At 63.2% G+C, this 12,589-nt stretch carries 13 protein-coding genes and 1 pseudogene; 5 read left to right on the forward strand and 9 right to left on the reverse strand.

Annotation, left to right across the window (positions count from 1 at the left end):
• The 5 genes from DH10_RS31205 to DH10_RS31225 form a co-directional block, all read right to left on the reverse strand.
• The coding region (locus DH10_RS31205; protein WP_192385701.1) for a Na+/H+ antiporter at positions 1 to 1,307 on the reverse strand (1,307 nt) is incomplete at its 3' end.
• Between the two features lie 224 nt (positions 1,308 to 1,531).
• Positions 1,532 to 2,785 carry a L,D-transpeptidase family protein gene (locus DH10_RS31210; RefSeq protein ID WP_192256971.1) on the reverse strand — a complete coding sequence of 418 codons (1,254 nt, stop codon included), beginning with the start codon at positions 2,783 to 2,785 and terminating at the stop codon, positions 1,532 to 1,534.
• A gap of 354 nt (positions 2,786 to 3,139) precedes the next feature.
• On the reverse strand, positions 3,140 to 3,655 hold the full coding sequence (gene ldtR / locus DH10_RS31215) for a transcriptional regulator LdtR (protein ID WP_013896002.1): 516 nt from the start codon (positions 3,653 to 3,655) through the stop codon (positions 3,140 to 3,142).
• Positions 3,656 to 3,894: 239 nt separating this feature from the next.
• The gene (locus DH10_RS31220; RefSeq protein WP_192256973.1) at positions 3,895 to 4,317 is read right to left on the reverse strand and encodes a DUF6163 family protein; all 423 of its coding nucleotides are present in this window, start codon (positions 4,315 to 4,317) and stop codon (positions 3,895 to 3,897) included.
• On the reverse strand, positions 4,314 to 5,357 hold the full coding sequence (locus tag DH10_RS31225; protein ID WP_192256975.1) for an enoyl-CoA hydratase/isomerase family protein: 1,044 nt from the start codon (positions 5,355 to 5,357) through the stop codon (positions 4,314 to 4,316). The genes DH10_RS31220 and DH10_RS31225 overlap by 4 nt, the downstream gene beginning before the upstream one ends.
• Positions 5,358 to 5,524: 167 nt before the next feature.
• On the opposite strand from DH10_RS31225, the gene DH10_RS31230 reads away from it, so the two are divergent.
• From DH10_RS31230 to DH10_RS31240, 3 genes are all read left to right on the forward strand, one after another.
• A complete protein-coding gene (locus DH10_RS31230; protein WP_192256977.1) occupies positions 5,525 to 6,340 on the forward strand; it encodes a DUF2066 domain-containing protein in 816 nt (271 codons plus the stop codon).
• Between the two features lie 228 nt (positions 6,341 to 6,568).
• Entirely contained in the window at positions 6,569 to 7,600 is a 1,032-nt protein-coding gene (hemB, locus tag DH10_RS31235) for a porphobilinogen synthase (protein WP_192256979.1), read from the forward strand.
• A gap of 153 nt (positions 7,601 to 7,753) precedes the next feature.
• Entirely contained in the window at positions 7,754 to 8,401 is a 648-nt protein-coding gene (locus tag DH10_RS31240; RefSeq protein ID WP_192256981.1) for a dihydrofolate reductase family protein, read from the forward strand.
• Between the two features lie 141 nt (positions 8,402 to 8,542).
• Here DH10_RS31240 and ppk2 read toward each other — a convergent pair whose 3' ends face one another.
• Complete coding sequence (gene ppk2 / locus DH10_RS31245) at positions 8,543 to 9,463, reverse strand: polyphosphate kinase 2 (protein ID WP_192256983.1); 921 nt, start codon at positions 9,461 to 9,463, stop codon at positions 8,543 to 8,545.
• Positions 9,464 to 9,729: 266 nt separating this feature from the next.
• On the opposite strand from ppk2, the gene DH10_RS31250 reads away from it, so the two are divergent.
• Positions 9,730 to 10,773 carry an aldo/keto reductase gene (locus tag DH10_RS31250; protein ID WP_192256985.1) on the forward strand — a complete coding sequence of 348 codons (1,044 nt, stop codon included), beginning with the start codon at positions 9,730 to 9,732 and terminating at the stop codon, positions 10,771 to 10,773.
• 40 nt (positions 10,774 to 10,813) lie between these two features.
• On the opposite strand, the gene DH10_RS31255 is transcribed toward DH10_RS31250, so the two are convergent.
• Positions 10,814 to 11,785 (reverse strand): glycosyl transferase family 90, encoded by a 972-nt coding sequence (locus DH10_RS31255; protein ID WP_192256987.1) that lies wholly within the window; start codon positions 11,783 to 11,785, stop codon positions 10,814 to 10,816.
• 170 nt (positions 11,786 to 11,955) lie between these two features.
• On the opposite strand from DH10_RS31255, the gene DH10_RS31260 reads away from it, so the two are divergent.
• Positions 11,956 to 12,108 (forward strand): hypothetical protein, encoded by a 153-nt coding sequence (locus tag DH10_RS31260; RefSeq protein ID WP_192256989.1) that lies wholly within the window; start codon positions 11,956 to 11,958, stop codon positions 12,106 to 12,108.
• Between the two features lie 34 nt (positions 12,109 to 12,142).
• Here the strand turns inward: DH10_RS31260 and DH10_RS31265 are convergent, their stop codons facing one another.
• Positions 12,143 to 12,403 carry a DUF982 domain-containing protein gene (locus DH10_RS31265; protein WP_192256991.1) on the reverse strand — a complete coding sequence of 87 codons (261 nt, stop codon included), beginning with the start codon at positions 12,401 to 12,403 and terminating at the stop codon, positions 12,143 to 12,145.
• A 59-nt stretch (positions 12,404 to 12,462) separates the two neighbouring features.
• Positions 12,463 to 12,589: pseudogene (locus tag DH10_RS37390) on the reverse strand (GntR family transcriptional regulator); the annotation flags it as partial.

Here is a 12,589-nt window from a genome sequence, read left to right on the forward strand (position 1 = left end):
CCGACACGCGCCCGTCGCTCCTCGGCCGCGCCCGGATCCTCGCCCGGCTCGACCAGCCCGCGTGCGATCCTCGGCAAGGCGAGGCTGGCGATGACCAACGAGCAGATGATGACGCCGGCGGCGAGGAAGATCACCACGTCTCGCGCCGGAAAGGGCGAGCCGTCCTGCAGCGCCAGCGGCAGCGACAGAATGCCGGCCAGCGTGATCGCCCCGCGAACACCGGCCACCGACCCGGCAAGCCTGACACGAAAACCGAAGGGTTCGGCCTTGCGCTTGCCCAACCGCGCCGCGATCCCCGCAGCCATGTCGCCGATCCAGATCCAGAGAAAGCGCAGGCCGATCAGGCATAGGGTCAAAAGCAAAATGGTCAGCGCCGGCTCGAACAGCCAGTGCCGGCTGGTGAGCTCCGGCGGGACCTTGCGGATGATGTCGGGGAACTGGAGGCCAAGCAGGATGAAGAGAGCGCCATTGAAGATGAAGGTCAGCGTCGACCACAGCGACATCGCCTGGATGCGCGCCGAGACCGCCAGATGACGGAAAATGCCCGAGGTCCCGGTGAGCAGGCCGGCGGTGACCGCGGCCAGGATGCCGGAGGCGCCGACATGTTCGGCGATGAGATAGGCGACGAAGGGCAGCAGGATCATGACCAGCACCTGCGCCTCCGCCGGCGTGCCGCCGATGCGGCCAAGCACCTGCAGCGCCTTGGCGGCGATGAACAGCGCTGCGATGCCGGCGAGGATGCCGGTCGCCACAGCATAGAGAAAACTCAGCGAGGCGGCGACGAAGGAGAAGCTGCCGGTCGGCGCCGCCGCGACGGCAAAGCGGAACATGACCAGGCCGGAGGCGTCGTTGAGCAGGGATTCGCCTTCCAGTATGTGCATCAGCCGCGCCGGAACGACATTGCGGTCGACGATCGAGGACACGGCGACCGCATCGGTCGGCGACAGCACGGCGGCCAAAGCGAAGGCCACCACCAACGGGATGCTCGGCACCAGCCAGTGCAAGGCGTAGCCGAAGCCGACGATGGTGAAGAAGACCAGTCCGATCGCGAGATCGAGGATCGGCCCGCGCAGCTCGGTCAGCTCACGTTTCGGCGCCGCGAAGGCGTCGCCGAACAGAAGCGGCGGGATGAATACCAGGAGGAAGAGTTCCGGATCGATCTCGACATGCAGGCCCCGCGCCGGCCAGGCAAGAGCGGCGCCGATCGCAATCTGCAGCATGGGTAGCGGCATCCGCACCAGTCGCACCAGCGCGCCGGACAGCGCCACGAAAGCGAGCACGACGAGAATGAAGACGGCGACTTCCATGATGCGATTCCGGCTCTGAGGCCGACCATGCGCAATTGCCGGCGTCGCGTCCAGCCGCTGAGGGGCGACGGGAGATCTCGGGGACCCTGGGCATCGCGGAAGCGACAGCACGCTTCCATGTCGACAATGCCCGGCGCAGGCGGTGGCGCCGGTCAACCAGCGACTGATCCAAACAAAAAAGGCCGCTCATATGAGCAGCCTTTTTCATATTTTATATCAGCCGCTTACAGCGCAGAGGTAATCTGCAGCTCGCTGTTGCCGTCGAGGCCGTAGATGTCGTCGCGGAACTGCACGACGCCGGGTCCGGTCGACCACGCCGACAGATAGAGGAAATGGACCGGCACCGGATTGACGACCTCGACCGGCGTGTTCTCGCCGGTCTTGATCGTCGCCTCGAAATGCTGGCGGTCCCAGCCGGGCGTGTCGCGCAGGATCCAGGTGACGAGATCGCGCACGTTCTGGACACGCACGCAGCCGGAAGAGTCGAAGCGCATCAGCTTGCCGAACAGGCTCTGCTGCGGCGTGTCGTGCATGTAGACACCATCTGGGCTTGGGAAGTTGATCTTGACCGAAGCCATGGCGTTGTTGCCGCCCGGATCCTGGCGGAAGCGGTATTTCGCGGCATCGTCCGTCGACCAGTCGATCGACATCGGATCGACCTCGCTGCCGTCCGGCGCGAACAGGCGGATGTGGCTGTCCTTGAGGTAGTTGGGATCCTTCCGCATCAGCGGAATGATGTCCTTGCGCACGATCGAGACCGGCGCGTTCCAGTACGGATTGACGATGATCTCGTTGATCTTGGAATTCACGATCGGCGTCTGGCGGTCGATCTTGCCGACGATCGCGGTGTGGCGAAGCACGACGCGGTCGTTCTCGACCGCTTCCACCTGCGCCGCCGGAATATCGACCAGCACGTAGCGGCTGCCCAGCGTGCCAGCCTTTTCCTTCAGGCGCTGCAGATTGGTCTGCAACTGGCCGAGCCGAATCGGAGCCTGGACGTTCATGGCCGCATAGGTGTATTTGCCCATGGCGCCATCGGCCGGCAGGCCGTGGCGAAGCTGGAAGCGCTTGACAGCCGAGTCGACATAGGAATCGAAGGCCGTCGAAATGCCGGCGCTCTGCGACAGGTCGCCCGAAATCATCAGCCGCTTGCGAAGCGGCACGACATCAGGATCGTCGACGCCGAGCTGCAATTTCTTGGTCGCCGGCACCTGCTCCCAGCCGCCCTGACCGACGATGTTCTGGTACTGCGCCACCGCCTGCTCGGTGAAGGCGACGGTCTGCAGGCTGAAGATCGGTAGCGTGGAGGCAACCTTGCCGCCCTCGCTGGCGCGGGCATCGAACTGATCGTCCCAATTGCCGCGGGCCGAGGATTTCAGGATATCGCCGATCACGTCCTGCGCGCTGGCGTGGCCGGCGACCATGGCGGCGGCGAGCGCGGAGGCTCCGGAAAGGAAGAAACGGCGGCTGGTTCTCATGGACGTTCCAGACATTCTAGCTGTATCTAATCTCGCTCAGTTCGCTCTACTGGCGGGTTGCCCGCACTCTAGGATCGGCAATCTTAACAATTAGCCAACCATGACCTGCATCACATGGGGCGTGAAACACGCTGTGGCGATGTGGGCTCGAGTAAGCGCACGGCCCTCGCCCGCGGCATCACCCGCATCCTCGCTTTCACTGGGATTATGGCGGCAACGTGGCCTTGGCCCGCGATTTGCCTCCAACGGCGCGATGAATGAAAAGGGACCGATGCTTTTCTGCACCGGTCCCGGATTGCTTGCCCCGGCCGCGCTTCTTCGGCGCGGCTTCGATGTCTCAGATTTCGAATGCGCTTACATCCGGTAAGCGATGGTGTCGTTCCAGAAGCGATCCAGGCGCTGCAGCGCGCGGTTCATCTGCTTGAACTCGTCGGTATTGATGCCGCCGACCTGTTCGATCGAACCGACATGGCGCTCGTAGAGGCCGGCGACGACGTCGGCTACCTCGTTGCCCTTCGGCGTCAGCGAGACGCGGACCGAGCGGCGGTCGATGCGCGAGCGCTGGTGGTTGATGAAGCCGAGGTCGACCAGCTTCTTCAGATTATAGGAGACGTTCGAGCCGAGATAATAACCACGCGAGCGCAGCTCGCCGGCGGTCAACTCCGAATTGCCGATGTTGAAGAGCAGCAGCGCCTGGATGGCGTTGATGTCGGAGCGGCCGTTGCGGTCGAACTCGTCCTTGATCACGTCAAGCAGACGGCGATGCAGACGCTCCACCAGCTGCAGCGATTCCATGTACAGCGAACGGATCGCCTCGCGGCGATCGTCGGAAACGTTGGCGGTCTTCGCCGCCGGACGCGAATTGATCATTGTCTTTGCCTCTCGTTTGTCGCCCGGTGATTTTTTGTTCTTCACCTTGATCGCGACACTATCGAATACTCATAAAATTCGACTTAAACGCCAGGGCTAACAAGAGCTTACCGGTAAGTGGTTTCGAAAGAGGCTTAACGAACGGTCACGCGAGCAAGAACAATTAACCTAAAGATTTAGCCAATGGTTTTTGGGCAAATCGCTGACCCGAATTTAGGGTCCCGGGGCCGTCCGGCAACCTATTGCCGAAGCTGGCGCTTCTGCAGCCAGATCGTCACGCGGAAGATGATATAGAGCAGCGCCACGCAGGCATGCGAAACGACGATCAGCAGCCGGTGGCCGAAGAGATCGGGAAAGCCGGCATACATGACGGTCTCGGTCGCCGCGCAGATGAACCAGATGACCGGCCCCCAAGAGGCGAGCATCCAGAGGCCCGCGGCGGCGAAGGGAAAGAAGACTGCGAGCGTGGCCGCCGCCACCTGCCAGTGCACCGGCATCAGGTCGAAGCGCCAGAGCTCGCCGGGATAGATGCCGATCAGCCGGATCCAGTAGAGAATGCCGAAGAGCAGGCAATAGCCGGCAATCAGGCGCTGGAACCAGGCGAAGATGACCTCGGTGGTCGAGGGCTGCAGCACCACGCGCCTGGAGGTGAGCTCGCTCACAGATCGAGCTCCCCAGCCCCGAGCGGCGCGAAATAGGCATCGACGTCGGCTGCTTCGACCGCATCGATGCTTGCCGGCCGCCACTCGGGCCTCGAACCCTTGTCGATGATGGCGGCGCGGATGCCTTCGTAGAAGTCATGGCCGGCCAGCATGCGGTTGAGGATGCGGAACTCCATCTTCATGCACTCGTCCATCGACAGCGTCAGTCCGGCGCTGATCTCGCGCCAGGCGACGTTGACGCTGGTCGGCGATCGCATCCTGATCGTCGCCAGGGTCTTTGCGGCGAAGGTGTCGGCAGCGGCAGCCTCCTCGAGGCTGGCGATGACGCCGGCGAGAGAGGTTTTCGAAAAATGCCGGGCGATCGATTCCAGATCCTGCCGCTCCGTCTCGCGCTTGGCAGGCGTGAAGAAGCCGCGCAACTCCTCACCCGGATCTCCCGATAGCGCCAGCTCGTCGAGCAGGCCGGCCTGGTCCTCGGCCTTGATGGTGTGCGTGGCAAGCCCGGACCACAGCGCATCGCCATGGCGGATGCGATTTCCCGTCAGCGCCAGATACATGCCGAAGCTGCCGCCGAGATCGGGTAGCAAATGGCTGGCGCCGACATCGGGAAAGAAGCCGATACCGACTTCCGGCATGGCGAACTGGGCGTTCTCGGTCAGCACGCGATGCGAGCCGTGGAAGGAGATGCCGACGCCGCCGCCCATAACGATGCCATCGATCAACGCGACATAGGGTTTCCTGAAGCGCGCGATGCGGGCGTTGAGGCGGTACTCGTCGGCGAAGAAGTCGACCGGCGGCTTGCCGGCGCGGCCGGCCTCGTAAATGTGCAGGATATCGCCGCCGGCGGAAAACGCCCTGCCCTCGGCCTTGACGACGACGACGCTCACGCCGGCATCGCCCTCCCAGGCGTCGAGCGCCGTGCCGAGCGCCTTCACCATGCGGTGGGTGACGGCATTGAGCGCTTGCGGCCGCGTCAGCGTGACGACGCCCGCCTTGCCCAAACGCTCGAAGCGAATCTCGTCGCCTCCGCCAAAATCCATCACCAGAGAATCCTTCTCTCCGCCCTCCCAGGGGGATTGAAGTGCTAAAGGCGGCATAGGGATGCGTCAATGGCGGCATCGCCGCGCTGGCGGCCAGCCGCGTCCGGTGTTAGGTAACCGGCAAAGTGTTGCGCCCACGCGGCCCGACAGATTTCGAGCAAATCGACATGGCTGGATTTTCTCGTCTCGTGGCTGGATTGGCAGGTCTCCTTTGCCTGGGAGTTCCGCCGGCCGTCGCCGCGCCAGCCTCCGAACTCTACCAGGCGCAGACCATCGTCACCGGCACCGACGAACCGAACCGCGAGATCGGCTTCAAGGATTGCCTGGACAAGGTGCTGGTCAAGGTTTCCGGCGATCAGCGGCTGACGCAGAAGCCGGAAATGCTGGCGCTGCGCAACAAGGCGGCCGACTTCGTCCAATCCTTCCGCTATCACGACCGGCTGGAAGGCATTCCTATCCATGACGAGCAAGGCACGCATGACCGGCCGCACGACCTCACCTGCCTCTACAAGCCAGCCGTGGTCGATAAACTCCTGGCGCAGCTCGGCAGCAAGCCCTGGCACGGCGAGCGGCCGTTGATCGCCGTCTTCCTCACGACTGAACAGGGCGCGAGACATTTCGCGCTGACGGCCGACGAGGATCGCGGCGCAACGATGCGCGAATCCTTCGCCAACGCTACCGGTCCGCTCTTGATGCGCGTTACCTTTCCAAAGGCCAGGCAGCTTGCCGGGTTAGATGAGAAGGCGCTCTCCGCGACGGATATGGCAAGGCTCGACCAACTCGCGAAAAAGGCGGGAGCGGCCCGGGCGCTCGCCGGCAGCATCGTGTGGAGCGACAAGGAACTCGGTTGGATCGCCGACTGGCGGCTGGCCGATCGCGGCAAGACATATCAGTGGCAAGTGCGCGGCGTCAGCTTCGACGAGGCTTTTCGCGTGGCTGTGAGGGGCGCAGCGCAGATTTTGTCGGGCAATGGGCAGCCGTAACGCGAAGGTTCCTCGCCCCCACGAGAGTGAGGGAGAGGTGGCTCGGCGAAGCCGAGACGGAGAGGGGGAGCGCCCTACGAAGGCCCCTCTCCGGCCGCTTCGCGGCCACCTCTCCCCCGCCTGTGGCGCGGGAGAGGAACTTGCGGTTCAGTTCCTGGCACAATCGTGTCGCATTGGTCAGCGGCGGACGTGCGTGGTAAAAAGCCCGGTCGAAAGAGAGTTTTGGCGATGAACAAATTCACACCCGCAAAGCCGGCCGGCGCGCGCAGCATCGACGAAATCACCGGCAGCCGGCGGCTGCGCCGCATGCGCAAGGCCGACTGGTCGCGCCGGCTGGTGCAGGAAAACCGGCTCTCGGTGAACGACCTGATCTGGCCGATCTTCGTCGTCGACGGCAGACAAGTGCGCGAGCCGATTGCCGCCATGCCTGACGTCTATCGCCTGTCCGTCGACCTCGCGGTCAAGGAAGCGGAGCGCGCCGCCAGGCTCGGCATCCCGGCGATCGCCACTTTCCCCAATATCGAGCTTTCGCTGCGCGACCAGACCGGTTCACACATCCTCGATCCGGAAAACATCATCAACCGCGCCACGCGCGCCATCAAGGACGCGGTGCCGGAGATCGGCATCATCACCGACGCCGCGCTCGATCCGTTCACCAGCCACGGCCATGACGGCATTTTGCGCGACGGCATCATCGTCAATGACGAGACCGTCGAGCAGGTCACAGCCGCAGCCGTCATCCAGGCGGCGGCGGGCGCGGACATCATTGCGCCGTCCGACATGATGGACGGCCGCATCGGCGCGATCCGCGACGCGCTCGATGCCAACGGTTTCCAGGACGTGGCGATCATGTCCTATGCGACGAAATTCGCCTCCGCCTTCTACGGCCCCTATCGCGAGGCCGTTGGCACCGCAGGCCTGCTCAAGGGCGACAAGAAGACCTACTATATCGACCACGCCAATTCCGACGAGGCCGTGCGCGAGGCCGAGCAGGATCTGGCCGAAGGCGCCGACATGCTGATGGTGAAGCCGGGGCTCCCCTATCTCGACATCATCCGCCGGCTGAAGGACGAATTCCAGATGCCGACCTTCGCCTACCAGGTTTCGGGCGAATATTCGATGATCAAGGCCGCCAGCGCCAATGGCTGGATCGACGGCGAAAAGGCGATGCTGGAATCGCTTCTCGCGCTCAAGCGCGCCGGTTGCGACGGCATCCTCACCTATTTCGCGCCGACCGTGGCGGAGTTGCTGAGGGGCTAGGCTCCCTCCTCTGCCGCTTTTAATTCTCGCTGCGTCGCCCGGACGTCCGCTCGGGTGAGTTGATTTTGCTCGCCGGAGATACTGCTTGCATTCCGCAATCAGTTAAGCTACTCCATAACTGCTTGCAAATTACAACTGGCTTAGGAGGCAACGATGTCCAAGCTGCGTGTCAATGCTTTCACCCTGTCGCTCGACGGCTACGGCGCCGGTCCCGATCAAACTCTCGAAAACCCGCTCGGCGTCGGCGGTGAGAACCTGCATAAATGGATGATCGGCACCCGCACCTTTCGCGAGATGGTGGTCGGCAAGGACGGCGGCACCACCGACATCGATGACAGCTTCACCGTGCGCAGCTTCGAGAATGTCGGCGCCTGGATCCTCGGCCGCAACATGTTCGGGCCGATCCGCGGCGATTGGCCCGACGAGAACTGGAAGGGCTGGTGGGGCGACAACCCGCCCTATCACGTGCCGGTCTTCGTGCTCACCCACCACAGGCGGACGCCGATCGTCATGGAGGGCGGCACGACGTTTTACTTCGTCACCGACGGCATCCATTCAGCGCTCGAACAGGCAAGGGCCGCGGCCGGCGGCAAGGACGTGCGCGTCGGCGGCGGCGTTTCGACCATCCGGCAATATCTCCAGAAGAAGCTGATCGACGAGATGCATCTCGCGATCTCGCCGATCCTGCTCGGCTCCGGCGAGCATCTTTTCGCCGGCCTCGACATGCTGAAGCTCTGCTACCGTTGCACCAGCCAGGTCGCGACGGCGGATGCCACGCATGTGATGATCGAAAGGGCATAAGGGGCTCCCCTTCTCCCCTTGTGGAAGAAGGTGTCACCGAAGGCGACGGATGAGGGGTGTTCCAGATTGGCGATAACCCTCATCCGTCTCGGCGCTGCGCGCCGATCCACCTTCTCCCGCAAGGGGAGAGGAGAAGTGCTCTCAGTACTTCTCCGGCACGTAAAGCTCACGCGGCAGCACCTGGCGCTCGTATTCGGGATTGAAGACGCGTTCCGGCAGCGTGATCTCCTCGTGCGGCACCTCCTCATAGGGCATCTGCTGCAACAGGTGGTCGATGCAGTTCAGCCGCGCCCGCTTCTTGTCGTTGCCCTCGACGATGAACCAGGGCGCTTCCTTGATGTTGGTGCGGGCAAAGGTCTCTTCCTTGGCCTTGGTGTACTGCTCCCAGCGCACCCGCGACTGCAGGTCCATGGGCGACAGCTTCCACTGCTTCATTGGGTCGTGGATGCGCATTAAAAAGCGCATCTGCTGCTCCTCGTCGGTGATGGAGAACCAGTACTTCACCAGCGTGATGCCCGAACGCACCAGCATGCGCTCGAATTCCGGCACGTCGCGGAAGAATTCTTCCACCTGCTCGGGATTGGCAAAGCCCATCACACGCTCGACGCCGGAGCGGTTGTACCAGGAGCGGTCGAACAGCACGATCTCGCCGCCGGCTGGCAGGTGCGGGACATAACGCTGGAAATACCATTGCGACTTCTCGCGCTCCGTCGGCGCCGGCAGCGCCACCACTCGGCAGATGCGCGGATTGAGCCGCTGCGTGATGCGCTTGATGACGCCGCCCTTGCCAGCGGAGTCGCGGCCTTCGAAGACCACGACCAGCTTCTTCTTGTGGTAGGCGACCCAGGACTGCAGCTTGATCAGTTCGGACTGCAACCGCAACAGTTCGCGGAAGTAGGTCAGGCGCTCGATGGAAGGCGGATGCGCGTTCTTGTAGATCCTGGCGATCTCGAGCGACAGCGCAGGCTCGGAAATCTCCAGCTCATAATCCTCGTCGAGCGTGTCCTCGAGCTCGGCCTCCAGCCAATCCTTGGCTCCGGAATTCGTTTTGAGTTCGTTCATTGCGCAGCTCCTGCCTGTCGGCCACCATCGCCTCGGATGCCTTCCAGCCATTGGCCGGAAACGCAACTCCGTAAGCCGACTGAGATACAGGCCCGCAATGACGGTTTTATTGCAAGCGCACACCGGCAACCGGGGATAGCCGATATGTGATCGGTCCGTATCGATGGCGAGGCGACAAGCCGCTCGAATTGTCCTACAAATGCCCCCGCTTCTTTCCGGCGCACGCCACGGCGCGCCTCTTCAAAACAAAATCGCGAGGACCAGACATGGAATACCGCACCCTTGGCCGTTCCGGCCTGAAGGTTTCGACATTGACCCTTGGCACGATGACCTTCGGCGGCGCGGGCCCGTTCGCCGCTGTCGGCAATTCCGATCTTTCGGAGGCCAGGCGCATCATCGACACCTGCATCGACGCCGGCATCAACCTCATCGACACCGCCAACGTCTATTCGAACGGCATTTCCGAGGAGATCGTCGGCGAAGCACTCGGCGGCAAGCGCAAGAACGATGTGCTGATCGCCTCCAAGGTGCGCATGCGGATCGGCAACGGCCCCAACGACGAAGGCCTGTCGCGCCATCATCTGATCCGCGAATGCGAGAGGAGCCTGAAGCGGCTGAAGACCGATGTCATCGACATCTATTTCCTACACGAATGGGATGGCGTCACGCCGCTGGAGGAGACGATCGCCGCGCTCGAGACTTTGGTCGGCCAGGGCAAGGTCCGCTATGTCGGCTGCTCCAACTATTCGGGCTGGCAGGTGATGAAGGCGCTCTCTATCAGCGACAGCCACCAGCAGCCGCGCTTCGTCACGCAGCAGATCCACTACACGCTGGAAGCGCGCGAGGCGGAGTACGAGCTGCTGCCGATCGCGGTCGATCAGGGCCTTGGCGTGCTGGTGTGGAGCCCGCTGGCCGGCGGCCTGCTTTCCGGCAAATACCGCAGCGACAGCCCGACCGCGCGCCAGCTCGGCGGCTGGTCCGAACCACCAATCCGCGACGAGGACAGGCTGTGGCGGATCGTCGACGTGCTGGTCGAGATCGGCAAGGCGCGGGGCGTTTCGGCGGCGCAAGTGGCGCTTGCGTGGCTGCTCGGCCGCCCGGCCGTTTCCTCGCTGGTGATCGGCGCCCGCAACGAAACCCAGCTCAAAGACAATCTTGCCGCGGCAAGCCTGACGTTGTCCCTGGACGAACGCCTGCGCCTCGACGCCGTCAGCAGGCCGCCGGTGCTTTACCCATACTGGCACCAGCAGTTCACCGCCAAGGACCGCTTCGGCCCGGCCGATCTGGTGCTCGACCGCAGCGACATCTGAAAGCTTTGCGAAAGTGTCCCGCGCCCGAAAAGGCGCGGGATCAGCCCGATATAAACCGCCAGACTTCCGGGTCGGGTTCGATCTGGCCGCTCAGCACGAAATATTTGTAGAGGACGAGCAGCGAGACCGCCCGCTCGTCCTTTTCGTTGCTGAACCGGCGGCAATAAGCGTTGGCTGCCGTTACGATGCGTTGAGCTTCCGCCGGATGCTTTTCGAAATAGGCGATCTTGTCGGCGACGTCCGAAAAATCCGGCGCCAGCGGCGCGTAGTGCACATTGGCCTCGAGTTCAGCTTCGGCGAACCAGGTCTCGTAAGTCGGAGGCGGCATCAGGCAGAGCGAATTCGAGCTCATGATCCATTTCAGGTTCGTCGCCACGTCGTTGCCTTCGAGCGAGACTATGTAGCGGAACTGCCGCTGCTGCGGGATCGTGAGATACGGCTTGCGGTAGTTCTCCGGCGCGCTCGGCTTGGGCGAGCCCACATCGCAAAGCGGCAGGTCGCGCACGGCATCGACGAACCGCTTGCGGATCGGATTGTTGAAATCGCCGCGCCAGACCGCCATTGGGCGCTTGTCGGCGAAGGACAGATTGTCCCTTGGCATGTTGAAATGGCGGAACTTGTCGAGCTTCATGATCACGGCGTTGCCGTTGCCGTCGCGGATCGGCCGATCCTTGACGATTGCCGGCATCGCCGGCACGTCGACGACATCGCCGAACTCGAGATCGATGAGCAGGTCGCGATCGAAGTAGCGGGCGAACTCCTTCAGGTCGTAATAGTACATGCTCCCGAATTTGGGTATTCGACCGGCCGGGATGGCAGCCGGGCTCGGCACGAAGCTATGGTCGAGCTTGTTGTAGTAATTGACCCGGTCGCGGACCGTTTTGCTGGAGAGCTTCGCCTGCTGCAAGCGGCCGGCCAGGCGCTGGCGAAAGAGAGCCTGCGGCACCACATCGCGCGTGATGTTGCGTACGAAATAAAATACCCGCGCTGCGGTGCGTAAGGGCGAGGCCATGCGTCCGTCGTTTCAGTAGTGCGGTGTTGTTCCCCGCACCTCCTACAGCATTGCGCCGCACATCTTGCAAGCCCCGGCCGCGATGCCCAGGCAAGCCAGCCGCGCCTTATAGCTGTTGTGTTTGGCGGCCAATGCTCCTAGCAAGGACGCACAAAATGAAAGGAAGCGATATGGCCCGAGCACCGAATTACGGTCAGGAACGCAAGGAGCGCGATCGGCAAAAGGCTGCCAAGAAGGCCGAGAAGCTGGCGGCAAAGGCCGCAGCCAAGGAGCGTTCGAGACCCGAGGACAAAACCGACGTTGGAGCGGAGGCGACCGAATAGAGCCCGGCAGCCAGTCCGGTACGGGTTCGGTGCGCTAGCCCGGCGCCTTGTCGCTGACGAAGACGTTCACTTCGCGGGCTGCGGCAATGAAAGCGCGCCGCGCGCCCATAGCGGGCTTGTCGCCCGCCAAGGCATCGTGACAGGCCTGCAGCGCTTCGCGGTGCTTTGGCGTGCGCTTTCCGGGCCAGCTGTTGAGCAGGTAATCCGAAGCCTCGCGGGCCGAGCGCAAGAGCTGATTGGGCCCAGCCGTGGCCGACTTGACGGTCACCGGTATTTCAAAACGGTTGTTTTCCATCGCCGCTCTTACGCCATCGACGTGTGCGAAGCGAGGCCCAAAATGCCTGCACGGGCCAATCAAGCGGCAACGACGGCGAAGCCCCTGGCCCGCAGGCCGCGCCGGTCGTCATGCAGCGACGTCACCAGCCGGTCGCGGCTGCCCGTGATATGGGCCGAGAGCAGCCGCGCCGCCTCGTCGGCGTCA

The sequence above is a fragment of the Mesorhizobium silamurunense genome (assembly GCF_014843825.1).
Classification (GTDB): domain Bacteria; phylum Pseudomonadota; class Alphaproteobacteria; order Rhizobiales; family Rhizobiaceae; genus Mesorhizobium; species Mesorhizobium silamurunense.

Excerpts from the sequence above, each read along its gene's own strand:
- DH10_RS31265 (WP_192256991.1), bottom strand. The coding sequence starts at position 12,403 with ATGGAAAACAACCGTTTTGAAATACCGGTGACCGTCAAGTCGGCCACG.
- ppk2 (WP_192256983.1), bottom strand. The coding sequence starts at position 9,463 with ATGAACGAACTCAAAACGAATTCCGGAGCCAAGGATTGGCTGGAGGCC.
- DH10_RS31255 (WP_192256987.1), bottom strand. The coding sequence starts at position 11,785 with ATGGCCTCGCCCTTACGCACCGCAGCGCGGGTATTTTATTTCGTACGC.
- DH10_RS31250 (WP_192256985.1), top strand. The coding sequence starts at position 9,730 with ATGGAATACCGCACCCTTGGCCGTTCCGGCCTGAAGGTTTCGACATTG.
- hemB (WP_192256979.1), top strand. The coding sequence starts at position 6,569 with ATGAACAAATTCACACCCGCAAAGCCGGCCGGCGCGCGCAGCATCGAC.
- ldtR (WP_013896002.1), bottom strand. The coding sequence starts at position 3,655 with ATGATCAATTCGCGTCCGGCGGCGAAGACCGCCAACGTTTCCGACGAT.
- DH10_RS31260 (WP_192256989.1), top strand. The coding sequence starts at position 11,956 with ATGGCCCGAGCACCGAATTACGGTCAGGAACGCAAGGAGCGCGATCGG.
- DH10_RS31230 (WP_192256977.1), top strand. The coding sequence starts at position 5,525 with ATGGCTGGATTTTCTCGTCTCGTGGCTGGATTGGCAGGTCTCCTTTGC.
- DH10_RS31225 (WP_192256975.1), bottom strand. The coding sequence starts at position 5,357 with ATGGATTTTGGCGGAGGCGACGAGATTCGCTTCGAGCGTTTGGGCAAG.
- DH10_RS31240 (WP_192256981.1), top strand. The coding sequence starts at position 7,754 with ATGTCCAAGCTGCGTGTCAATGCTTTCACCCTGTCGCTCGACGGCTAC.
- DH10_RS31210 (WP_192256971.1), bottom strand. The coding sequence starts at position 2,785 with ATGAGAACCAGCCGCCGTTTCTTCCTTTCCGGAGCCTCCGCGCTCGCC.